General features: G+C 66.7%; 21 protein-coding genes, 1 tRNA gene and 1 pseudogene. 11 read left to right on the top strand and 12 right to left on the bottom strand.

Annotation, left to right across the window (positions count from 1 at the left end; translation table 11 throughout):
• Positions 1–267: 267 nt before the first annotated feature.
• The 3 genes from yidD to rpmH all read right to left on the bottom strand — a co-directional run bounded on the left by yidD (position 268) and on the right by rpmH (position 1,124).
• Positions 268–513 (bottom strand): membrane protein insertion efficiency factor YidD, encoded by a 246-nt coding sequence (yidD, locus tag ATO3_RS12770; protein WP_088650239.1) that lies wholly within the window; start codon positions 511–513, stop codon positions 268–270.
• Between the two features lie 21 nt (positions 514–534).
• On the bottom strand, positions 535–915 hold the full coding sequence (gene rnpA, locus ATO3_RS12765; RefSeq protein ID WP_233152127.1) for a ribonuclease P protein component: 381 nt from the start codon (positions 913–915) through the stop codon (positions 535–537).
• Between the two features lie 74 nt (positions 916–989).
• On the bottom strand, positions 990–1,124 hold the full coding sequence (rpmH, locus tag ATO3_RS12760; protein WP_012177012.1) for a 50S ribosomal protein L34: 135 nt from the start codon (positions 1,122–1,124) through the stop codon (positions 990–992).
• A 395-nt stretch (positions 1,125–1,519) separates the two neighbouring features.
• On the opposite strand from rpmH, the gene ATO3_RS12755 reads away from it, so the two are divergent.
• The 4 genes from ATO3_RS12755 (at position 1,520) to ATO3_RS12740 (ending at position 5,394) form a co-directional block, all read left to right on the top strand.
• On the top strand, positions 1,520–2,254 hold the full coding sequence (locus ATO3_RS12755; protein ID WP_088650237.1) for a TVP38/TMEM64 family protein: 735 nt from the start codon (positions 1,520–1,522) through the stop codon (positions 2,252–2,254).
• 2 nt (positions 2,255–2,256) lie between these two features.
• Positions 2,257–3,717: a dihydrolipoyl dehydrogenase family protein gene (locus ATO3_RS12750; RefSeq protein ID WP_088650236.1), complete on the top strand. Its 1,461-nt coding sequence runs from the start codon at positions 2,257–2,259 to the stop codon at positions 3,715–3,717.
• Positions 3,718–3,736: 19 nt separating this feature from the next.
• A complete protein-coding gene (locus ATO3_RS12745; protein WP_088650235.1) occupies positions 3,737–5,122 on the top strand; it encodes a sensor histidine kinase in 1,386 nt (461 codons plus the stop codon).
• A 195-nt stretch (positions 5,123–5,317) separates the two neighbouring features.
• Positions 5,318–5,394: transfer RNA gene (locus ATO3_RS12740), tRNA-Arg, on the top strand.
• 401 nt (positions 5,395–5,795) lie between these two features.
• Here ATO3_RS12740 and ATO3_RS29575 read toward each other — a convergent pair.
• Positions 5,796–5,888, bottom strand: a pseudogene (locus tag ATO3_RS29575) (LysR family transcriptional regulator); the annotation flags it as partial.
• Positions 5,889–6,101: 213 nt separating this feature from the next.
• Between ATO3_RS29575 and ATO3_RS28830 the strand changes: the two are divergent.
• Positions 6,102–6,275, top strand: coding sequence for a hypothetical protein (locus ATO3_RS28830; RefSeq protein WP_158217955.1), 174 nt, complete (start codon positions 6,102–6,104; stop codon positions 6,273–6,275).
• Between the two features lie 169 nt (positions 6,276–6,444).
• Here the strand turns inward: ATO3_RS28830 and ATO3_RS12735 are convergent, their stop codons facing one another.
• The 3 genes from ATO3_RS12735 to ATO3_RS12725 all read right to left on the bottom strand — a co-directional run bounded on the left by ATO3_RS12735 (position 6,445) and on the right by ATO3_RS12725 (position 9,626).
• Complete coding sequence (locus tag ATO3_RS12735; RefSeq protein WP_088650234.1) at positions 6,445–7,713, bottom strand: ABC transporter permease; 1,269 nt, start codon at positions 7,711–7,713, stop codon at positions 6,445–6,447.
• Positions 7,710–8,516: an ABC transporter ATP-binding protein gene (locus tag ATO3_RS12730; RefSeq protein ID WP_088650233.1), complete on the bottom strand. Its 807-nt coding sequence runs from the start codon at positions 8,514–8,516 to the stop codon at positions 7,710–7,712. Before ATO3_RS12730 ends, ATO3_RS12735 begins: the two co-directional genes overlap by 4 nt.
• 108 nt (positions 8,517–8,624) lie before the next feature.
• Positions 8,625–9,626, bottom strand: a complete 1,002-nt coding sequence (locus ATO3_RS12725) for a taurine ABC transporter substrate-binding protein (RefSeq protein ID WP_088650232.1) — start codon at positions 9,624–9,626, stop codon at positions 8,625–8,627.
• Positions 9,627–10,048: 422 nt separating this feature from the next.
• Here ATO3_RS12725 and ATO3_RS12720 point away from each other — a divergent pair, with 422 nt between their 5' ends.
• Both ATO3_RS12720 and ATO3_RS12715 read left to right on the top strand, forming a co-directional pair.
• Positions 10,049–11,440 carry an aminotransferase family protein gene (locus ATO3_RS12720; RefSeq protein WP_088650231.1) on the top strand — a complete coding sequence of 464 codons (1,392 nt, stop codon included), beginning with the start codon at positions 10,049–10,051 and terminating at the stop codon, positions 11,438–11,440.
• Positions 11,441–11,513: 73 nt separating this feature from the next.
• A complete protein-coding gene (locus ATO3_RS12715; protein ID WP_088650230.1) occupies positions 11,514–12,104 on the top strand; it encodes a GNAT family N-acetyltransferase in 591 nt (196 codons plus the stop codon).
• Between the two features lie 97 nt (positions 12,105–12,201).
• On the opposite strand, the gene ATO3_RS12710 is transcribed toward ATO3_RS12715, so the two are convergent.
• Together ATO3_RS12710 and ATO3_RS12705 are read right to left on the bottom strand one after the other, a co-directional pair.
• On the bottom strand, positions 12,202–13,233 hold the full coding sequence (locus ATO3_RS12710) for a permease (RefSeq protein ID WP_088650229.1): 1,032 nt from the start codon (positions 13,231–13,233) through the stop codon (positions 12,202–12,204).
• A complete protein-coding gene (locus ATO3_RS12705; protein ID WP_088650228.1) occupies positions 13,226–13,537 on the bottom strand; it encodes an ArsR/SmtB family transcription factor in 312 nt (103 codons plus the stop codon). The genes ATO3_RS12710 and ATO3_RS12705 overlap by 8 nt, the downstream gene beginning before the upstream one ends.
• A 124-nt stretch (positions 13,538–13,661) precedes the next feature.
• Between ATO3_RS12705 and ATO3_RS12700 the strand changes: the two genes are divergently transcribed.
• Positions 13,662–15,242 (top strand): GMC family oxidoreductase, encoded by a 1,581-nt coding sequence (locus ATO3_RS12700; RefSeq protein ID WP_088650446.1) that lies wholly within the window; start codon positions 13,662–13,664, stop codon positions 15,240–15,242.
• A gap of 23 nt (positions 15,243–15,265) precedes the next feature.
• Here the strand turns inward: ATO3_RS12700 and ATO3_RS12695 are convergent, their stop codons facing one another.
• Positions 15,266–16,333, bottom strand: coding sequence for a GAF domain-containing protein (locus ATO3_RS12695; protein ID WP_088650227.1), 1,068 nt, complete (start codon positions 16,331–16,333; stop codon positions 15,266–15,268).
• Positions 16,334–16,811: 478 nt separating this feature from the next.
• On the bottom strand, positions 16,812–17,018 hold the full coding sequence (gene rpsU / locus ATO3_RS12690; RefSeq protein WP_005614280.1) for a 30S ribosomal protein S21: 207 nt from the start codon (positions 17,016–17,018) through the stop codon (positions 16,812–16,814).
• A 159-nt stretch (positions 17,019–17,177) separates the two neighbouring features.
• On the opposite strand from rpsU, the gene ATO3_RS12685 reads away from it, so the two are divergent.
• On the top strand, positions 17,178–17,867 hold the full coding sequence (locus ATO3_RS12685; RefSeq protein ID WP_088650226.1) for a COQ9 family protein: 690 nt from the start codon (positions 17,178–17,180) through the stop codon (positions 17,865–17,867).
• A 66-nt stretch (positions 17,868–17,933) separates the two neighbouring features.
• Complete coding sequence (locus ATO3_RS12680; protein ID WP_088650225.1) at positions 17,934–18,920, top strand: NAD(P)H-quinone oxidoreductase; 987 nt, start codon at positions 17,934–17,936, stop codon at positions 18,918–18,920.
• 89 nt (positions 18,921–19,009) lie between these two features.
• Here ATO3_RS12680 and ATO3_RS12675 read toward each other — a convergent pair whose 3' ends face one another.
• Positions 19,010–19,867: a DUF2189 domain-containing protein gene (locus tag ATO3_RS12675; protein ID WP_088650224.1), complete on the bottom strand. Its 858-nt coding sequence runs from the start codon at positions 19,865–19,867 to the stop codon at positions 19,010–19,012.
• Between the two features lie 279 nt (positions 19,868–20,146).
• On the opposite strand from ATO3_RS12675, the gene ATO3_RS12670 reads away from it, so the two are divergent.
• Positions 20,147–21,121 (top strand): quinone oxidoreductase family protein, encoded by a 975-nt coding sequence (locus ATO3_RS12670; protein ID WP_088650223.1) that lies wholly within the window; start codon positions 20,147–20,149, stop codon positions 21,119–21,121.
• The last annotated feature ends 15 nt before the right edge of the window (positions 21,122–21,136 follow it).

Raw genomic sequence — 21,136 nt, 5'->3', positions numbered from 1 at the left:
CGGGGGTCGGATGATTACGAGGCTGAATAGCCGCAGGTCATCGATCGCACCCCGGGGCGTGTTTGACGGTAGAATACGTTCATGCAGCCCCTCCCTTCATTGCAGATGTGGTGCGATGGGACGCGCAATAGCTCAAGTTGACGTTACTGCCAAGCAAGGATTTCCGGACCCGTAGGAAATTGCACATATGTGCCGATCGGTCGGGCCGTGCCGAACGACTGTTCAGGCAGGACAGGTGCCGGGCCCGGGTTGCCGGACGGCGCCGGGTCAGCGCCGGGGCCGGTCGTCCTTCGGCGCGGGCACCGGATCGTAGCCCGATCCGCCGAAGGGGTGGCAGCGGGCGATCCGGCGGAATGCAAGCCAGCTGCCGCGCAGGGCGCCGTGCCGTTCCAGCGCCTCCATCGCATAGGCCGAGCAGGTCGGCTGGTACCGGCAGTTGAAGCCGACCCAGGGCGAGAGCAGCAGGCGGTAGGCCCGGACAGGGAGGGAGATCACGAAGGCGGCGGGGCTCATGACCGGTTCACCCTTGGCGGATCATGGCTGATGCGGCGGTTTGCGGGTCGCGTGGATGCGGCGCAACGCCTCGGAGAGGTCGGATGTCAGGGCCTCGAAGGGGCGGTCGGCGGTGACGCCCGCGCGGCCCACGAGCACGTAATCCCAGCCCGGAAGGCCCTCGGCGGGCAGTAGGGCGCGCGCGATCTCGCGCAGGCGGCGCTTGGCGCGGTTGCGGGCGACGGCGTTGCCGACCTTCTTGGAACAGGTGAAGCCCACGCGAATGCCCTCCGCTTCGCCGGGGGCGCGGCGGCGGGCCTGCAGGTGAAAGCCGGGCATGGCTTGCCGGCGGGCACGGGCGGCCCGCAGGAAATCGGCGCGCTTGTTCAGCACGCTGAGCTTTTCAGAAGTCCGGGTGGTCATGGTGTCCGCAGGCGCTGCCCCGGGACCTGCAAGGTCGTCGGGACGCTGCGCGGCCGCGGACATGACCCCGCGCCTTACGCGCTGAGCGACTTGCGGCCGCGGGCGCGGCGTGCGTTCAGGATCTTGCGGCCGGCCTTGGTGGCCATGCGGGCGCGGAAACCGTGGCGCCGCTTGCGGACCAGGTTCGAGGGTTGAAAGGTGCGTTTCATCGCTCCGTCTCTCCGTTGTCACTTGTACGGTCGGGTACGGGGCGCGAGTCGCCCTCCCGTCTGTTCATCGAAGACCGCGCTTTAAAAGGGCTTGGCGCCGAAGTCAAACCCGAAGAAGAGGGGTCGTGGCGGAAAAACACCCCCGTCCCGGGTGGGGCGCGGCCGGAAAGACACGGTTCCGCCGCCTCACGCCGGGCGAGCCGGGGCCGCTTGATTGCGGTTTTGCACCGATCCCGGGGCGTTCGCCAGCCGGACGTCGCCGCCCAAGGCGCCAGCGGGCGGGGGCCGTGTCCAGTCACCGGACATCAAGGCCGCGTGATTTCGCTGTTCGGCACCGCGCGGCCGCCGCATGTTTGCCGGGAACGAAGCCGAGGTCGCAAGGGGCGGACAGACGCATGGCACAGGCAACACGCGGCACGGCGCGCCACCGCAAACATCTTCTTCCCCTGGTCGTGCTGGCGGCCATGGCGGTGGCTGGATGGGCGCTGCTGGGCGATGCGCTGACATTCGATACCCTGCGCGACAACCGCGACTGGCTGCTGGCCTTCCGGGACGAGAATTACCTGGGGCTCGCGCTGGCCTTCGTGGGGATCTATGTCGCCATCGTCACCTTCTCGCTGCCCGGCGCTTCGGTGGCCTCGGTCACCGGTGGGTTCCTGTTCGGCCTTGCCGCCGGCACGGCGCTGAACGTCACGGCGGCGACGATCGGCGCCTCGCTTCTGTTCCTGGCGGTGCGCTGGGGATTTGGCGCGGCGCTGACCGCGCGGATCGATGCCTCCGAGGGGCGGATCCGGTCGCTCCGCGAGGAGCTGAAGGTCAACGAATGGAGCGTGATGTTCCTGCTGCGTCTCGTGCCGGCGGTGCCGTTTTTCGTGGCCAACCTGTTGCCGGCGCTGGTGGGCGTTCAATTCCGGACCTTTTTCGTCGCCACCGCGTTAGGCATCATTCCCGGCGCGCTCGTTTACACCTGGATCGGCGTCGGGCTGGGCGAGGTGTTCGACCGGGGCGAAGACCCGGATCTGTCGCTGTTGTGGGAGCCGCATGTCATCGGCCCGATCCTGGGGCTGGCCGTGCTGGCGGCGCTGCCGATGGGGGTGCGCGCGGTCCGGGGTAGAAGGAGAAAGACATGAGCATGGACCGGATCGAGACGGATATTCTGGTGATCGGCGCGGGCTCGGGCGGGCTGTCGGTGGCGGCGGGCGCGGTGCAAATGGGCGCGCGGGTCGTGCTGGTCGAGGGCGGCGAGATGGGCGGCGATTGCCTGAACGCGGGCTGCGTGCCGTCGAAGGCGCTGATCGCGGCGGCCGGGGCCGCCTGGGCCCCGAGCAGGGCCGGGGCCTTCGGGGTCACGGCGCAGGTGCCACAGGTCGATTACGCCGCGGTAATGGCCCATGTGCAAGATGTGATCTCGACCATCGCGCCGGTCGACAGCCAGGACCGGTTCGAGGGGCTGGGCGTGCGGGTGATCCGCGCCTGGGCCCGGTTCACCGGCCCGCGCGAGGTCGAGGCGGGCGGTCACGTGATCCGGGCGCGGCGGATCGTCATCGCCACCGGAAGCCGGCCCGTGGTGCCGCCGATCCCCGGGCTGGACGATGTGGACTATCTGACGAACGAGACGCTGTGGGACCTGAGGGAGCGGCCGGGGCACCTGATGATCGTCGGCGGCGGGCCGATCGGGATCGAGATGGCGCAGGCGCATCGGCGGCTGGGCTGCGAGGTCACGGTGGTCGACGGCTCGCGGGCGCTGGGGCGCGAGGATCCGGAGATGTCGGAGCTGGTGCTGGCACGCCTGCGCGAGGAGGGCGTCGTGCTGCGCGAGGGCGTCTCTGTCAGCCGAGTGGCGCGCTCTCAGGCCTCGGGCGAGGCCGGCTCGCAAGGGCCGGACGAGCCGGGCCGCGGGATTACCCTGACGCTGGACGACGGCAGCACTGTCACCGGAACGCATCTGCTGATCGCCACGGGGCGCAAGGTGGTGACCGACGGGCTCGGGCTTGAGGCCGCGGGCGTGCGCACGGGTGAAACCGGGATCGTGACCGATGCCGCCCTGCGCACCAGCAACCGCCGCGTCTATGCCATCGGCGATGCGGCCGGCGGGGCGCAGTTCACCCATCTTGCCGGCTACCACGGGGCGACGATCATCCGGCCGATGCTGTTCGGCCTGCCCGCCAAGGCCCGCACCGATCATATCCCGCGGGTCACCTATGCCGATCCCGAACTGGCCCAGGTCGGCCTGACCGAGGCCGAGGCGCGCGAGATCCACGGCAGCCGGCTGGAGGTCGCGCGGTTCGACTTTGCCGACAACGACAGGGCGATCGCCAGCCGTCGTCCGGAGGGGCTGATCAAGGCCATGGTGGTGCGCGGCAGGCCCGTCGGCGTGTCCATCGTGGGGGCCGATGCGGGGGAACATGCCAACCTCTGGGCGCTGGTCCTTGCCAACCGCCTGAAGATGAGCCAGATTTCCGCGATGGTTTCGCCCTATCCGACAGTCGGAGAGGTTTCAAAACGCGTGGCGGGGGCCTATTTCTCCCCGAAGCTGTTTGACAGCGATATCGTGAAACGCGTGGTGGGGCTGGTCCAGCGATGGGTGCCCTGACGCAATCTGGACGGACGGCATGCTCAACACCCTCTCGGGACGGTTCCTGGCGCTGACCACGATCTTCGTGATGTTGGCCGAGGTGCTGATCTTCGTGCCCTCGGTGGCGCGGTTCCGGGTGGATTACCTGACCGACCGTCTGGAACGCGCGCAGATCGCCTCGCTGGCGCTGCTGGCCGACGACATGCTGTCGACCGAGCTTGAACGTGAGCTGCTGGAGAACGCCGAGGTCTACAACGTTGTCCTGCGCCGGGACGAGGTGCGCCAGCTGGTGCTGTCCTCGCCCATCCCCGAGCCGATCAGCGCCACCTACGACATGCGCGAGACCAGCGCCGTGGTGCTGATCCGGGACGCGCTGTCGCGGCTTTTCACGACGGGCAGCCAGGTGATCCGCGTGATCGGCGCGCCGGTGCGCGATGCCGGGCTGCTGATCGAGGTCACGATGGAAACCGGGCCGCTGCGAGATGCGATGCTGGAGTTCGGGCTGCGGATCCTGATCCTGTCGGCGGTGATCTCGGCGTTCACGGCGCTGCTGCTGTTCGGTGCCGTCCGCGTCGTGCTGGTCCGCCCGATCGAGGGTGTCGTGGACTACATGCGGCGCTATGCTGCCGCGCCCGAGGACGCGCGCGGCATCATCACGCCCCGTGCCAAGGTGCGGGAGCTGCGCGAGGCCGAGGAGGCGCTACAGAAGATGCAGACCGAGCTGACCCACGCGCTGCGCCAGAAGGAGCGGCTGGCCCAGCTGGGCGCGGCGGTGGCGAAGGTGAGCCATGACCTCCGCAACATCCTGGCCAGCGCGCAGCTGTTCACCGACCGGATCGAGATGTCGGAAGACCCCGTGGTGACGCGCATGGCGCCGAAGCTGGTCGGCTCGATCACGCGGGCGGTGTCGCTGTGCGAAAGCACGCTGGCCTTCGGCCGCGCCGAAGAGCCGGCGCCGACGCTGAACATGATCGCCCTGGCCGACGTGGTCGACGACGTGGTGGCAAGCGAGACGCTGGCCGCAGAAGAGGCCGAGATCACCTTCGAAAACGACGTGCCGCCGGCGCTGCGGGTGCGGGCGGATCCGGAACAGCTTTACCGGGTGCTGCTGAACATCGCGCGCAATTCGTGGCAGGCGATCGCGGCGACACGGGTGCCGGGTGTGGTGCGGATTTCGGCCGCCGAGGACGACCGGAGCTGGCGAATCGAGGTGTCGGACACCGGTCCGGGGCTGCCGCCGAAGGCCAGGGATCACCTGTTCACGCCGTTCCAGGGCGGGGCGCGCAAGGGCGGTTCGGGCCTGGGCCTGGCCATCGCGGCCGAGCTGGTGCGCGGCCATGGCGGCGCTCTGTCGCTGGTCTCCACCGGGCCCGAGGGCACGGTCTTCTTGATTTCCCTGCCGAAGGGCGACGGCGGCCTCTGACGCGCGTCCCCTGACCGCGCGCCCGCCATGCCGCCCGGCCCGCGCTGGTCTGTCCTCGGGGCCGGCGCAGGGCTTTGAAATGGGAAAAACCCTTTCTGTTTAGAGGCTTGAGATGCGGCGGGGTGGGTGGCTAAAGTTTTTTCACCTTTTCGGCTTGCAATGCCCCGCCACCAAAGATAGATCGCACCCCACAGTGGTCCGATAGCTCAGCTGGATAGAGTACTTGACTACGAATCAAGGGGTCGGGGGTTCGAATCCTCCTCGGACCGCCACTGTGCCTTCAAATAGCTAGATAGTTTTGAGGTCTGGGTAGCTTACCCGCCTTTGGTGCCGCCATGTTGCTCGCGCTTGGACGCGACGCGGCGATCACGGCGACACAAGCATTCTACAGCAGGACGCTGCAGGTTTTTCCGCCTTGGTGTGGGTGGATCACCGACCGGGCCCAATGCTGGCGTTCTCTTCGTGCTTTGTTTTCGTCGCGAAGGGGGCAGCGGGGGGCATTCACGGTGTTTCGGCAGGATGCCTCCCATGCGGAACCTGCTGCCGTTTCGAGCCTGTCCCGACCGTCTGATTCCGGTACGCCTGGGCGTTAGCCATGCGAATACTTTTCGATAGCGGATCGGTCCGCCTCGGCAACCTGGAAGGCCCATGATCGAAATGCTTCGACCTTCGGCACGTGGAGTTCGTCGCTCGCACCTACGAAGCCATGGTGACGCGCTGCGGCTTCAAAGGCCCTTAGGGCATTGAGAGGTGGCAGTCTTGGCATGTCCAAGGCTCATTTTTCCTGACCCTATGGGTGCAAAAGCTTGGTTTGCCCGGAAGTCTTTGCTCGCGGTATCACTCCGTCAAGTCAGCAAACGTGGGAAAACGGCTATGTTGACCGGCCTGCTTGAGAATAATCTGTCGGTCAGGCGAATGTTGGACGCGTTGGCGCCGCGCAGAAAACTCGTCCATCGGTCCGGGGGGGGGGAAGCCTGACGTGCAGCTTCGAAATGACCTGGAGCGTCTTGCGCTATGCGCCCCGCACCTGCTGTCCGATATCGGGTTTGAGCGCGACGCGAAGGCTTGTTCGGGCGAAAAGGTGGTGTGGTGCCGGGGCACGCTTCGCGTGATCATCTTCGTGACCAGCCACACGGCCTCCGTTCAGCTCTGAACTTTCTTCAAGCATGGGACGGCGAGAGGTAACTTGTCTCCACATTCCGTCTTCTCGTGGCCTTCAAAGACCCGACATTCGGAGACACTGCGCAGCATCGGTCGATATGGGCTCTGCGCCGTCATGCGGCGGCGCGGCAGAAGGCGCTGGCGCGGGTCACGCCACGGGATCAGCCCTTGCCTTTCCAGGGGACCAGCAGCCGCTCGGCCCACCGCATCAGGATGTCGATGCCGAAGCCGATGACACCGATGAGGATGATGCCCATCAGCACGATGTCGGTGTTCTGGAACTTCGAGGCGACCATGATCATCATGCCCGCGCCCTTCTCGGCGGCGACCAGTTCGGCGGCCACGACGGTGCCCCAGCAGACGCCCATGGCGACCCGCGCGCCGGTAAAGATCTCGGGCAGTGAATTCGGCACGATGACGTAGCGCATGATCTGCGCCTTGCTGGCTCCCAGCGAATAAGCGGCATGGACCTTCGAGATCTTCACGCCCGACACGCCGGCGCGGGCGGCGATGGCCATGATCCAGAGCGCGGCCAGGAACAGCAGGATGATCTTGCCGCCTTCGCCGATCCCGGCCCAGATGATCACCAGCGGGATCAGCGCCAGCGGCGGAACGGGGCGCATGAATTCCACGATCGGATCGAACCAGCCGCGGAACCAGTCGGACAGGCCCATGGCATAGCCCAGCGGAATCCCCACCAGCGCGCCGCAGACAAAGCCCAGCACGACACGCATCAGAGAATAGCCCAGGTGTTCCCACAGGGTGGAGCCGCGAAAGCCCTCCCTGGCGATCTCGACGATCCGGTCGACGACGGCCTCGGGCGGCGGCAGCCAGATCGGCTCCATCTGCCAGCCCTTCTTTGGCTCGAAGTTCAGCGTGCCCTTGGGAGACATGCCGACCCGGCCATAAGGGGTTTCGACACTGGTTCCGGGCGAGATCGGCTCGCCGTTGACCGCGACGACCACAGCGCCCTCGTCGCGGCCCAGCTCGTCATTGCGGTCCACCCGGATCAGGCCCGACCGCCAGACGCCCACCGTGGCGGCGTCGTTCCTGGCCCAGCCCTCGCCGGGCTCGACCTGCGGCTCATCGACCTCCTGATCGATCGGGTGGACGAGGACCGTGACCGTGGCGGTATCGCTTTGCCCGTCCGGTGTTTCGGCCGTGTAGTCAAAGGTGGCGACGCCCTCGAACGGCCCCGGCGCATGCATGAACCGCGGCAGCCAGTCGGACCCGGTGAAGGCGGCCCAGAGGACGAAGATCGTGACGACGGAAATGACGCTCGCCGCGCGGTCCGGCCGCACGGTGCTTTCGTCGCCGAAGGTCACCGTCTTGAGCGAGGTATAATCGCTCTGGATGGCGCGCTTGCGGATCTGGTGGACGATGACATAGGCGCCGACGAAGATCGCGACGTAGATCAGCAGGGGGATCATGCGCCGGCCTCCGTGCGGCCCATGATTTCCTCTTCCATGTCCCAGATCATGTTCAGGATCTCTTCGCGGCGGGGGCCGAATTCGGGGTGCGTCTTGACCTCGCGCAGGTCGGCGCCGACGCCGAGATCGGCAAAGGGCAGGCGGTATTCGCGGTGGATCCGGCCCGGGCGCGGGGCCATGACCAGCAGGCGTTCGCCCAGCAGCAGGGCTTCCTCGACCGAGTGGGTGATCAGGATGATGGTCTTGCCGGTCTCCTTCCAGAGCTTCAGCACCAGCGCCTGCATCTTCTCGCGGGTCAGAGCGTCCAGCGCGCCCAGCGGTTCGTCCATCAGGATGACATCGGGATCGTTGGCCAGGCAGCGCGCCAGGGCCACGCGCTGCTGCATGCCGCCGGACAGTTCATAGACCGCCTTTTCCTTGAAATCGCCCAGCCCCACGACCTCCAGCAGGTGATCGACGATCTGTGCCTTCTCGGCCCGGGGCATGTGCTTCATCGAGGGGCCGAAGCCCACGTTTTCGCGCACCGACATCCATTCGAACAAGGCGCCCTGCTGGAACACCATGCCCCGTTCGGCGGCAGGCCCCGTGACCCGGTGGCCGTTCATGACGATCTGCCCCTCGGTCGGCGCAAGGAAGCCGGCCACGATGTTGAGAAGCGTGGTCTTGCCGCAGCCCGAGGGACCGAGCACGCTGAGCAGCTCTCCGGCCTGCAACTCGAGCGAGACATCCTTCAGTGCCTGCACCGCGCCGCCGTTGGGGAGGTTGAACCGCATGGAGAGGTTTTCGATGCTGAGCCCGTTCATCACGTCCCCAAAACTTTTGAAGAAAGTTTTGCCAAAAGTCTCAATGAGACTTTTGACGCCGGTGGGGGCCGGAGCGCGATGGCCCGGCCCCCGTCCAGTCCCGTCCAGTCACATGCCGTGCGCGGACGTCAGCGGCCCCGTGTTCACGGCATTCTCGTAGCTGCCCAGGGCGGAATCGATCGACCCGGCCTCGACAAAGACTTCGGCCACGCCCTTCATGAAATCCTGGCTGCCGCCGCCAAGCCATTTGTCCGACAGCTGCGTGTCGACGTCGGGGAAGACGAAGGTCGAGATCGTTTCGGATGTCGCATCCTCGTCCATGCCGGCGTCCTTGGCGATCACGGGCAGCATCTCGGCCTCGTGCTCGCCGGAATTCCACATCGCGTTGGCATCCGCCGTCACCTTCAGGAAGCTCGCCACCAGGTCGCTGTTCTCGGCCACCCATCCGGCGGGGCCCGAGGTCACGTCGAAGACGAGGATCCCCAGCTCTTCCTTCTCGGCGCCGGTCAGCAGCACGTTGCCGTGTTCCTTCATGCGGCGCAGCGATCCGCCCCAGCCGCAGGCCATGTCGACCGAGCCCTGCGCGATCGCGGCGGCACCGTCGGGCGGCGCCATGTCGACGATTTCAAGGCTGTCGAGCGGCACGCCGAAATGGTCCATCTGCTTGAGAAAGCCGTAATGCGCCGCGGTGCCCAGCGGCACGGCGACCTTCTTGCCTTCCAGCTCGTCGGCGCTGCTCTTGTCGATTTCCAGATCCGAGCGCACGACGCAATTGTCATTGTCGGAATAGCTGACGGCCACGTCCAGCACCTGCAGGTCCTGGCCCGCGCTGGCGGCCACCACAAAGGGCGGCACGCCCTGGCTGACCGACAGCTGCACGTCGCCCGAAGCCATCGCCGCGCTCATCGCGGTGCCGGTATCAAAGCTGACCCAGTTGACGGTCACGCCCATCTCTTCGTCGTAGGTGCCCATCTGCTTGGCGTATTGGAACGGCATCGGCCATTCGAGGAAATAGCCCACCGTGATTTCATCGGCGGCGAAGGCCGGGCTGGCCCCGGCCAGAAGTGCGAGGGCCGCTGCGGCGCCCTTGAGGCTGCGCGTCGTGCTCAATGTTCTTCTCCCGTGTTGTCCGCCGTGTTCGGCAGGTGTTGTGGGCGGCCGCGGCGCCGGGGCGCCCGTCCGCGAGGCGGGGGCCGGACCCCCAATTCGGACCGATCCGAGCCGATATTGCCTAATGGATCAACAATTTTTCTGCCGGTTTTTGGGCGGTGGCCACGGCGCCAGGGTCCTTGCTTCTGGTGGTCCCGCGCCGCGGTGGCGCCGAGGGTGCCCTGTAAGTCTTTGTGATGTATTTGTTTTGCAGAAAGATCCTGTGTTGGGCGCCGACCCATCCCCATCATCTGGACCTAGCGGAGCCTGTCGACTGGCCCTATATGTCGCCGAAAAAACAGGATCCATCTGACATCTGTATTACACTCGCGCAGGCGGGCGTTTGGCCTGCGGCCATTTTCAGCACAATGAGGATAAGCGCCATGGACGGCAAGTTTACGGAAAACGACATTTCCCACATCGTGTCGGCCGACAAGGCCCATGTCTGGCATCACCTGAGCCAGCACAAACCCTACGAGACGAACGATCCGCGCATCATCGTCGAAGGCCGCGGCATGTCCGTGTGGGATCATGCGGGGCGCGAGTTCCTCGACGCCGTGTCGGGCGCGGTCTGGACAGTGAATGTGGGCTATGGCCGCGAGCGGATCGCCGATGCGGTGCGCGACCAGATCCTGAAGATGAACTATTTCGCGGGCTCCATGGGCACCGTGCCCGGCGCTGTCTTCTCGGAAATGCTGATCGACAAGATGCCGGGGATGAACCGCGTCTACTACTGCAACTCCGGGTCCGAGGCCAACGAGAAGGCCTTCAAGATGATCCGGCAGATCGCGCACAAGAAATACGGTGGCACCAAGCACAAGATCCTCTACCGCGAGCGCGATTACCACGGCACCACCATCGGCGCCCTGTCGGCCGGCGGCCAGGACGAGCGCAACGCGCAATACGGCCCCTTCGCGCCCGGCTTTGTCCGCGTGCCCCATTGCCTCGAATACCGCCGCCACGAACAGGAGGGCGCCCCGGTCGAGAATTACGGTCTCTGGGCGGCCGAGCAGATCGAGAAGGTGATCCTGGCCGAGGGCCCCGACACCGTCGGCGGCCTCTGCCTTGAACCGGTGACCGCCGGTGGCGGCGTGATCACCCCGCCGGAGGGCTACTGGCAGAAGGTGCAGGAGATCTGCGACAAGTACGGCGTGCTGCTGCATATCGACGAGGTCGTCTGCGGCGTGGGCCGGACCGGCGAATGGTTCGGTTACCAGCATTACGGTGTGAAGCCCGATTTCGTGACCATGGCCAAGGGCCTGGCCTCGGGCTATGCCGCCATCGCCGCGCTGGTCACCACCGAGGAGGTCTTTGATGCTTTCAAGGACAATGCCGACGATCCGCTGAACTACTTCCGCGATATCTCCACTTTCGGCGGCTGCACGGCCGGCCCGGCGGCGGCGATCGAGAACATGAACATCATCATCGAGGAAGACCTGCTGGCCAACACCACGGCCATGGGCGCCCGGATGATGGAGAACCTCGCCGCGCTGCAGGAGAAGCACGCGGTGATCGGCGACGTGCGCGGCAAGGGCCTGTTCTGCGGCGCCGAGCTGGTGGCGGATCGTACCACCAAGGAGCCGGTGGCCGAGAAGCTGGCCCAGGCGGTGACGGCAGATTGCATGGCCAACGGCGTGATCATCGGCGTGACCAACCGCTCGGTGCCGGGCTACAACAACACGCTGTGCTTCTCGCCTGCGCTGATCGCCACGGCGGACGACATCGACCGGATCACCGACGCGGTCGATGGCGCGCTGGGGCGGGTCTTCGGGTAGGGGGCTCTGCCCCCGTCCTCCTGCGGAGGACTCCCCCGGAGGTATTTTGACCAAGAAGAAGCAGGGGGCGTGGATGTTTGCTGAACCTGTCACGCTGAAGGGGCGGAGCGTTGCCTTGGTGCCGCTCGCGATGTCCCACGCGGAAGAGCTGGCCGAGGCGGCGGCGGATGGCGAACTGCACCGGCTTTGGTATACCGCCGTGCCCTCGCCGGAGGGGGTTCCGGCCGAGATCGAGCGGCGCCTGGGGTTGATGGCGAAGGAGAGCATGGCGCCCTTTGCGATCCTCGACGCCGATGGCCGGGCGGTGGGCATGACCACCTACATGAATATCGATGCGGTGAACAGGCGGGTCGAGATCGGTTCCACCTGGTACCGCAAGAGCGTGCAGCGGTCGCCACTGAATACCGAGTGCAAGCGGATGCTGCTGGGCCATGCCTTCGAGGTGTTGAACTGCATCGCGGTGGAGTTCCGGACCCATCGCATGAATGTCCAGAGCCGGCGGGCCATCGAGCGGCTGGGCGCGCAGCTGGACGGGGTCCTGAGGGCGCATTCGGTGCTGCCCAATGGCACGATCCGGGACACGGCGGTCTACTCGATCACGGCGGCGGAATGGCCGACGGTGCGCGCCCATCTCGACTGGCAGCTTGAGAAACCCAGGGCCTGAGGTGCAACCGGCACGCGCGCCCTGGCGCGCGTGCCGGGCCCAACGGGACGCCCCGCATCTGGGATGCGGGGCGGACGGGCGGGAGTATTCGGGCCGGTCAGATCACCAGCGAGAACAGGATCCCCGACAGGATCGCGCCCAGGATGCCAAGCCCGAGGTAGGCCGCGAAGACCCGCGGTTTGACCAGCGACCAGACCGCCGCCATAGCCGGGATCGAGCTGACCGCGCCGGCCACCATGAAGGCCATGGCGGACCCCGCGCTCATCCCCTGTTCCATCAGCCCGGCCAGAAGCGGCGGCGCCACGTAGGAGTTCAGGTAGGCGGGCATGCCCACCAACGCCGCGATGCCGATCGGCACGATGCCCTCGCCACCGACCACGCCGGCGATCAGCTCGGCCGGCACGTAATGCACCAGCAGCGCCTCCAGCGTGTAGGCGAAGGCCAGCCACTTCAGCAGGAACAGCCCGTTGGTCAGCAGCTCGCTCCGAAACGTCTCGCGCCGTTTCACCTCGGTCCAGAAGGACCAGACCGGCTTGCCGTTCAGCTTCGGCCCGCCGCAGCAGCCCGAGCGCTGGTAGACTTTCAGCGGGGACTCGAAGGCCCCGGCGCCCAGCATCGCCTTCACCGCGAAGCCGCCGAACAGGCCCAGCCCCACCGCGGCCACCGCCTTGGCGATGGCAAAGGGCCACCCCAAGGCCGCCGCCGTGATCAGCAGCGTCGGCGGGTCGATCAGCGGCGACGACAGCCAGAAAGCCATGACCGCCGACAGCGGCGCGCCAAGCGCCAGCAGACCGGCGATGAAGGGGATCACCTGGCAGGAACAGAAGGGCGCCAGCCCGCCGAACACCGCGGCCAGGAAGATCATACGCGTCTCTCGCCCCTCGAAGGCGCGCGCCACCATGACCTCGGCCCCCGTGGCCTTCAGGTAGGCCAGCAGCAGCACGGCCACCACGATATAGGGCAGGGTGTCCAGCAGCGCCCGGGCCGCGAAACCGGCGGTAAAGCCCAGGTTGCCGGGATCCAGCACCGCCACCCCGGCGAGGATGTAGAGGATGAACGCCCAGGGGGACTTCACGAAATCCGTGACCGCGCGCCACGGGACCCCCGGGCTTTGTGTCGTGTCAGACATCGTTTGCCGCCTTTCGTGTCATGTCGGCGCAGCATTCGCTGAGAATGAACCGCGCCAACTGGTCCAGGGTGTCAAGTTTCGCCCGGTTGATCGTCGTCCGGCCCGCCTTCTCCTGGCTCACCACCCCGCCCGCGGCGAGGAACTTCAGGTGATGCGCCAGCGTCGAGGGCGCCATGCCCGTACGCTCCTGGATCTCGCCCACGCTCAGCCCCGGGGCGCCGGCGCGCACCAGCGTGCGCAGCACCTGCAATCGCGCCTCGGACCCCATGGCCGAAAAGCCCTGGGCCGCTTCTTCCCATTCCATGCGACTCACCTTGCAATAAACTATAAAACTAGTTTTATGGATTCAAGCCGCGCCGCGCAAGCAAAATTGCCATATTGTGCCCCCGGTTCGCCTTGCTACGCTCGCCCCGAGCGGAGGGATGGACATGGAATACGACTATATCATCGTCGGTGCGGGCAGCGCCGGCTGCGTGCTGGCCAAGCGGCTGGGCGAGGCCGGGCACAGCGTGCTGCTGCTCGAGGCCGGCAAGCGCGACAATTACCACTGGATCCACATCCCCGTCGGCTACCTCTACTGCATCGGCAATCCCCGCACCGACTGGCTGTTCAGGACCGAGGCGGAGGCCGGTCTGAACGGCCGCTCGCTGCTATATCCGCGGGGCAAGACGCTGGGCGGCTGTTCCTCGATCAATGGCATGCTTTACCTGCGCGGACAGGCTGCGGATTACGACGGCTGGCGGCAGATGGGCCTGCCCGGCTGGGGCTGGGACGACGTGCTGCCCTATTTCAAACGGTCCGAGGATTACGTCGACGGCGCCTCCGAGATGCACGGCGCGGGCGGCGAATGGCGGGTGGAGAACCAGCGCCTGCACTGGGACGTGCTCGATCACTGGTCCGAGGCGGCGCAGGCCTGGGGGCTGCCGGCCACGACCGATTTCAACACCGGCGACAACGAGGGCGTGGGATATTTCCGCGTGAACCAGCGCAACGGCTGGCGGATGAACACCGCCAAGGCCTTTCTGCGCACCAGCAAGGCCGCAAGGCTGAAGGTCGAGACCGAGGCGCAGGTGCACCGGCTGATCCTGGATGGCGCCCGCGCGGTGGGCGTGGCCTATGACCTGGGCGGCACGAAGAAAGAGGCGCGGGCGCGGGCCGAGGTGATCCTGTCGGCCGGGGCCATCGGCACGCCGCAGATCCTGCAGCTGTCGGGGATCGGCCCGGGGGACCTGCTGCAGCGCCACGGGATCGGGGTCGCGCGCGACATGCCCGCCATCGGCGCCAACCTGCAGGATCACCTGCAACTGCGCTGCGCCTGGAAGCTGACCGGCGTGAAGACGCTGAATACCCTGGCCGGCACGCTGTTCGGCAAGGCGAAGATCGGCCTGGAATACGCGCTGACCCGGTCGGGGCCGATGTCGATGTCGCCCTCGCAGCTGGGCGCCTTTTCGAAATCCCGGCCGGACCTGGCAACGCCGGACCTTGAGTATCACGTGCAGCCGCTGTCGCTCGATGCCTTCGGCGGAGAGCTCGACCGCTTCGACGCGATCACCGCCAGTGTCTGCAACCTGCGCCCCGAAAGCCGCGGCGTGGTCGAGATCGCCTCGCCCGATCCGAAGGCTGCGCCGCGCATCGCGCCGAACTACCTGTCGACCGAGGGCGACCGCCAGGTGGCCGTGGCCGCGATCCGGCAGGCGCGGGCGATCATGGCCCAGGCCCCGATGGCCCGTTACGCGCCGGAAGAAACCAAGCCGGGCATCGCCTCGGACGACGCGAAGGACCTGGTGAAGGCCGCCGGCGACGTGGGCACGACGATCTTCCACCCCGTCGGCACCGTGCGCATGGGCCCCGGGGACGACGCGCCGCTGGATGCGCAGCTGCGGATGCGCGGGGTGCAGGGGCTGCGGGTTGTGGATGCCTCGATCATGCCGTTGATCACCAGCGGGAACACCAATTCTCCGACGATCATGATCGCCGAGCGCGCCGCCGACATGATCCTGCAGGGTTGAGAGGCCCGAGGGTCAGACCCGGATCAGATCGCCGCCCGCGCCGTCGGAATGAAGACATCCGCCTGCTGCGGATCGGTCCGGGCGCAGAGGTAGCCGTTGATCGCAATCGCCATCATGCTCAGCACCGAGCCATAGGACGGATCCGAGCGTTTCGAGATCGGGCTCGTCGCGGTGAATTCAAGTGTGCCGAAAGTCAGCCCGTTGGTCACGATCGGCGCGCCGAAATAGGCCAGCGGCGGCCGGCCAAAGAGATCCCGGCGCAGGGGTTCGCAGCTCATTGCCGTGTCGGGCATGCAGATCTGGCGGTCCGTGGCGAGAATGTCCGCAGTGTAGCGCTGGCTGATCTCGATATCTGCCAACGGCTCGTTTGTGGGCGCCGACTTGCTGGCCGCGATGACCCGTGCCCGCCCGCCGGAGACCTGGGTCAGGATGCCGTAATCGACCTTCAGCGCCGCGCAGCCCGCATTCAGCACCGACCGGAACCGGGCCGAGGGCGACAGTCCGGGCGTCGCCATCGCCTGAAAGATCGCCTCGCGCTGGAAATTGTGAAGCCGCTCGCGCTCCAGCCGCAGGCGCAGCATCGACAATTCCGCGGATTGATCGCTGACCAGCAGCCTCTGCCGCATCTCGCGCGAGATCAGCGTGGCATAATCCTTCAGCGCCTCGATGTCCCCCTCGGACCAGTCGAAGGGCGTCTTGTTCGCCACGCAGAGCACCCCGATCATCCGCGAATCGGCGCTTAGCACCGGGACGCAGAGAAAGGCGAGGCACTGGCTGTTCTGCACCAGAGGCAGCGCGCCAAGCTCGGTCTGCATCCGCGAATCCGACAGCACAAGCGGCCGCTGGCTGCGCCGGAGGGCATCCATCAGATGCGCGCCGAAAGCGATCGTTTCCTCGTAGGTTTCGGGGTTGGGCAGGCCATGGGTGCTGATCGAATTCTGCCCGGGCCTCTGCAGGTCGGGCAACACCAGGATCGCCACCGGCATCTGCATCCGTCGGGCCACCAGGGCCACCAGATCGTCGAACATCACGGCCTGCGTGTCCTTCGGCCGGGCGCCGCGGCCCGGGGTCAGTATCGTGGACTGCTGCATGGGCCGTGGGTCCTCTACCAAGGGTCCGATCTATTAACCAAATAGGCGAAACTGGTTAGCAATGTGTTAACGGTGCCTCGACGTCAGTCGTCGCCGGGCCAGGGTCCCGACACCTGCGACAGCCTCGACGCCGCAGTATCGCAAGGTCCGGCGGTCAGCGGACCATGTGGGACTGTCGGATTTCGCTCAGTGTACAGATGTTTGTGGGATTCGGTCACGCGAAATCGGCGGGATTTCTCGTTTGGGTTGATCTGGCCGAATGGGGCGGGACCGGTTTGCGCGGGGCGCTCGCCCGCGCGATGCGATCCGGCCGGGCGGGGCCGGGGACGCGAAGCGCCCGGTTTCCTGAAGAAGACGCGGACCCCCGGATACGACAAACCCCCGTGGCTTGCGCCCGGGGGTCGTCAACTTCGGTGTCGGACAATCCGACCGTGGCGTCATCAAGACGTGCCAGGAAGTGGCTTCGAAGGAAGAGGCCTCAGAGGAGCCCTTCGCGCTGCGCCTTCTTACGCGCGAGCTTGCGCGCACGGCGGATCGCTTCTGCCTTCTCGCGCGCTTTCTTCTCGGACGGTTTCTCGAAATGTTGCTTGAGCTTCATCTCGCGGAACACGCCTTCGCGCTGAAGTTTCTTCTTCAGGGCACGGAGCGCCTGGTCGACATTGTTGTCGCGAACACTGACCTGCATGTGGTTGTCACCACCTTTCTGGTAAAAGTTGCAAGGAAGAATTGCAGGAGGCTGCGCTATAGCAAACCCTCACCCCGCTTGTCCACCCCCCGGCAGGGATTGGGACAAACGCGGCAGATGCCCTATATTGAGATACGACACTCACATCGGAGAGCGCCCATGACAACGCCTTATGACGACATCAAGTCGAAAATCCTGGACGCCGCCCTGATCCACGTGGCCTTTGACGGCTGGACCGATGCCACGTTCCGGGCGGCCGTGGCCGATGCGGGGGTGGAGCCCGCTCTGGCCCGTGCCGTGCTGCCGCGCGGCCCCGTCGATCTGGCCCTGGCCTATCACCAGCGCGGCGACCAGCAGATGCTGCAGAAGATTCGCGCCATGGACCTGAGCGAGATGAAGTTCCGCGACAAGGTCATCGCCGCCGTCCGCGCCCGGATCGAGGTCGGCGACAAGGAGGCCGTGCGCCGGGGCATGACGCTGTTCGCGCTGCCGCAACATGCCGCCGACGGGGCCAAGGCGCTTTGGGCGACGGCGGACCTGATCTGGGACACGCTGGGCGACACGTCGGAAGACGTGAACTGGTACACCAAGCGCGCCTCGCTGTCGGCGGTGCTGTCCTCGACGGTGCTGTACTGGCTGGGCGATGACAGCGAAGGCTATGAAAAGACGTGGGATTTCCTGGATCGTCGCATCAACGACGTGATGCAGGTCGAAAAGCTGAAGGCCCAGATCAACGACAATCCGCTGCTGAAGCCGCTGATGACCGGGCCGAACTGGCTGGGCAAGCAGATCCGCGCGCCCATGCGCAAGCCGCGGACCGACTGGCCGATGGGGGCAAGCGGATCCTGAGCCTTTCGGCTTGCGCTTCGGCGCCCCGGCGGCGACAGCTGTGCCCAGCCGAACCAGGAGAACCCAATGACTGAAACGATGCGCGCCGTCGAGATATCCGCACCCGGCGGGCCCGAGGTGCTGCAGCTGACCGACCGGCCCGTGCCACGGCCCGGGCATGGCCAGGTGGTGATCAAGGTCGCCTATGCCGGGGTGAACCGCCCCGATGCGCTGCAACGCGCCGGATCCTACAATCCGCCTCCGGGCGCCAGCGATCTGCCGGGGCTCGAAGCCTCGGGCGAGGTCGTGGCGCTGGGTGACGGCGTGACCGAGGTGGCGATCGGCGACCAGGTCTGCGCCCTGCTGCCCGGCGGCGGATACGCGGAATACGTGGCGACACCGGCGGCCCATTGCCTGCCCGTGCCCGAGGGGCTTGGCCTGAAAGAGGCCGCCTGCCTGCCCGAGACCTTCTTTACCGTCTGGTCCAACGTCTTCTCGCGCGGGGGGCTGCGCGCAGGCGAGCGGTTTCTCGTCCATGGCGGGTCGTCGGGCATCGGCACGACGGCAATACAGCTGGCCAGGATCTTCGGCGCGCGGGTCTTCGCCACCGCCGGTTCGGCCGAAAAGTGCAAGGCCTGCATGGCGCTTGGCGCGGAACGGGCGATCAACTACCGCGACGAGGATTTCGTCGAGGTCCTGCGCGCCGAGGGCGGCGCGGACCTGATCCTGGACATGGTCGGCGGCGACTACCTGCCCCGCAACGTCAAGGCGCTGGCCGACGAGGGGCGCCTGGTTCAGATCGCCTTCCTTCAGGGTCCGAAGGTGGAGCTGAACTTTGCGCAGGTGATGATGCGGCGGCTGACGATCACCGGATCGACCCTGCGTCCGCAAAGCGATCTGGCCAAGGCCCGCATCGCCGAGGACCTGCGCGCCCATGTCTGGCCGTTGCTCGATTCCGGGCGCATCGCCCCCGTGATGGACAGCGAGTTCCCCTTCGCCGAAGCCGCGAAGGCGCACGAGCGCATGGAAGGCTCGGGCCATATCGGCAAGATCGTCCTGAACGTGGCGGGTTGACGACCGGCGCGGCCCGCGCAACACCCCACCCTGCACAAGAAAGGGCCGCATCCCCGGATGCGGCCCTTTTTCCGTTCGGTCCCGGCAGGTTACCCCACGGCCCGGCGATAGAGGTGCCAGGTGGAATGCCCCAGCAGCGGCAGCACCACCACCAGCCCCAGCAGGAAGGGGATCGAGCCCAGAACCAGCAGGGTGATCACGATGGCGCCCCAACCCAGGATCACGCCCGGGTTCTGCTGCGTCACCCGGATCGAGGTCACGACCGCCACCGGCAGACCGACCTTCCGGTCCAGCAGCAGCGGGAAGGAGACCACGCTGATCGCCAGAACGACGAAGGCCAGGACCGCGCCCGCGACCACGCCGATCACGACCATCTTCCACCCGGCCCATGTGGTGAAGGCGGCGGTCAGGAAGGCGCCGATCGAGGCCGGCGGCTCGGGCCCCAGCGTTGCGCCGTAGATCTGGGCCGCCAGCAGCATCCAGACCAGCATCGTCCCGGCAAGGTAAAGCCCCAGGACCGCGATCGCCCCGAAGGAGGGTGCGCGCATCACGGCAAAGGCGTCGCTCCACCGCGGGTCCAGGCCCTGTTCGCGCCGCCGGCTCATCTCTTCCAGCCCGACGGCGGCCACCGGCCCCAGCAGGGCAAAGCCGGTGATCAGCGGCACGATCAGCGGGATCAGCCCGGCGTTGAAGCTCATGGCGATCAGCGTGATCCCGATCAGCGGATAGACCGCCACCAGGGTCAGCGCATCCGCCCGAAGCGCGGTCATGTCCTCCCATCCCGCCTGCAACGCATGCCGGATGTCGTCCCGCGTCAGCAGCTGCACCCGGGGCGGGCTGTCGTCGAGATGGCCGCCAAGCTCGCCGGCCGTGTCAGCCAGGTGCGATCCGGTGGCGCCGACAGCCTGGGCGGTCCAGCTAAGCGGGTTTCCGATTGTATTGGTCATGTCCTCCCCCTTTCCGCCGAAGTGCTTCGACCCGACGATAAAGATCGTCGCGGCAGGGGTTCGGTCGCCGGTCAGAACACCGTACCGGGGCCGAACCGCCCCGCGACACTGCCTAAATCATACCATGGATCTCGCCACATGGCTCTCACGATCTGCTGAGACGGGTCATGGACTATCGGCCGGATATGCGCATGATCGGGCCGGACAGGGACCGGCGAGGGGGCGGCATCCGCCCCGCGGCCGGACCGGCAGCAAAAACCAAGGCAACGGAGGCGAGACATGGCCCTGACCGCGATCATCGAAGAGCACGGCGGCTCGGACAAGCTGAAGCTGGTGGATCTCGAGGTGGGAGAGCCCGGCCCGGGCGAGATCCGCATCGCGCACAAGGCCTGCGGGCTGAACTTCATCGACATCTACCAGCGCTCCGGCCTTTACCCGATGGAATTGCCCCATGCGCTGGGGATGGAGGCCGCGGGCGTGATCGAGGCGGTGGGCGAGGGTGTGACACACCTCAGGCCCGGCGACCGCGCCGCCTATGCCGCCATGCCGCCCGGCGCCTATACCGAAGCCCGGGTGATGCCCGCAGCCCAGCTCTGCCCGCTGCCCGAGGCGATCTCGTTCGACGAGGGCGCGGCGATGATGCTGCAGGGGATGACGGTGGAATACCTCTTCCACCGCACCACGCCGCTGAAGGCCGGGGACACGGTGCTGTTCCACGCCGCCGCCGGCGGTGTCGGGCTGATCGCCTGCCAATGGGCGAAATCCGAAGGCATCCACTTGATCGGCACCGCCGGCAGCGACGAGAAATGCCAGCTCGCGCTCGATCACGGGGCCGAGCATTGCATCAACTATTCGACCGAGGATTTCACCGCCCGGGTGAAGGAGCTGACGGATGGCAAGGGCGTCGACGTGGTGATGGATTCGGTGGGCAAGGACACCTTCATGGGCTCTCTGGACTGCCTGAAGCCGCTGGGGATGATGATCTCATTCGGCAATGCCACGGGGCCGGTCGATGCCTTCAACCTCGGGATCCTGGCGCAGAAGGGCTCGATCAAGGTCACGCGGCCGACGCTGTTCGCCCATACCGCCGATCCGGCCACCTGTCAGGAGATGGCAAGGCACCTGTTCGACAAGGTCGCCTCGGGTGCGGTGAAGATCCGCATCGACCAGCGCTTCCCGCTGGCCGAGGTGGCCAAGGCGCATGACGCGCTGGAAGCCCGCAAGACCACCGGCTCGACGATCCTCGAACTGTGAAGGCCCCGAATTTGT

This window comes from Marinibacterium profundimaris (genome assembly GCF_002210095.1).
GTDB classification, from domain to species: Bacteria; Pseudomonadota; Alphaproteobacteria; order Rhodobacterales; family Rhodobacteraceae; genus Marinibacterium; species Marinibacterium profundimaris.
Note: the sequence above shows the minus strand (reverse complement) of the source record. Positions and strands in the feature narration are given on the sequence as shown.

Coding starts and splice junctions, on each gene's coding strand:
- yidD (WP_088650239.1), bottom strand. CDS start 513: ATGAGCCCCGCCGCCTTCGTGATCTCCCTCCCTGTCCGGGCCTACCGC.
- rnpA (WP_233152127.1), bottom strand. CDS start 915: ATGACCACCCGGACTTCTGAAAAGCTCAGCGTGCTGAACAAGCGCGCC.
- rpmH (WP_012177012.1), bottom strand. CDS start 1,124: ATGAAACGCACCTTTCAACCCTCGAACCTGGTCCGCAAGCGGCGCCAC.
- ATO3_RS12755 (WP_088650237.1), top strand. CDS start 1,520: ATGGCACAGGCAACACGCGGCACGGCGCGCCACCGCAAACATCTTCTT.
- ATO3_RS12750 (WP_088650236.1), top strand. CDS start 2,257: ATGGACCGGATCGAGACGGATATTCTGGTGATCGGCGCGGGCTCGGGC.
- ATO3_RS12745 (WP_088650235.1), top strand. CDS start 3,737: ATGCTCAACACCCTCTCGGGACGGTTCCTGGCGCTGACCACGATCTTC.
- ATO3_RS12735 (WP_088650234.1), bottom strand. CDS start 7,713: ATGATCCCCCTGCTGATCTACGTCGCGATCTTCGTCGGCGCCTATGTC.
- ATO3_RS12730 (WP_088650233.1), bottom strand. CDS start 8,516: ATGAACGGGCTCAGCATCGAAAACCTCTCCATGCGGTTCAACCTCCCC.
- ATO3_RS12720 (WP_088650231.1), top strand. CDS start 10,049: ATGGACGGCAAGTTTACGGAAAACGACATTTCCCACATCGTGTCGGCC.
- ATO3_RS12715 (WP_088650230.1), top strand. CDS start 11,514: ATGTTTGCTGAACCTGTCACGCTGAAGGGGCGGAGCGTTGCCTTGGTG.
- ATO3_RS12710 (WP_088650229.1), bottom strand. CDS start 13,233: ATGTCTGACACGACACAAAGCCCGGGGGTCCCGTGGCGCGCGGTCACG.
- ATO3_RS12705 (WP_088650228.1), bottom strand. CDS start 13,537: ATGGAATGGGAAGAAGCGGCCCAGGGCTTTTCGGCCATGGGGTCCGAG.
- ATO3_RS12700 (WP_088650446.1), top strand. CDS start 13,662: ATGGAATACGACTATATCATCGTCGGTGCGGGCAGCGCCGGCTGCGTG.
- ATO3_RS12695 (WP_088650227.1), bottom strand. CDS start 16,333: ATGCAGCAGTCCACGATACTGACCCCGGGCCGCGGCGCCCGGCCGAAG.
- rpsU (WP_005614280.1), bottom strand. CDS start 17,018: ATGCAGGTCAGTGTTCGCGACAACAATGTCGACCAGGCGCTCCGTGCC.
- ATO3_RS12685 (WP_088650226.1), top strand. CDS start 17,178: ATGACAACGCCTTATGACGACATCAAGTCGAAAATCCTGGACGCCGCC.
- ATO3_RS12680 (WP_088650225.1), top strand. CDS start 17,934: ATGACTGAAACGATGCGCGCCGTCGAGATATCCGCACCCGGCGGGCCC.
- ATO3_RS12675 (WP_088650224.1), bottom strand. CDS start 19,867: ATGACCAATACAATCGGAAACCCGCTTAGCTGGACCGCCCAGGCTGTC.
- ATO3_RS12670 (WP_088650223.1), top strand. CDS start 20,147: ATGGCCCTGACCGCGATCATCGAAGAGCACGGCGGCTCGGACAAGCTG.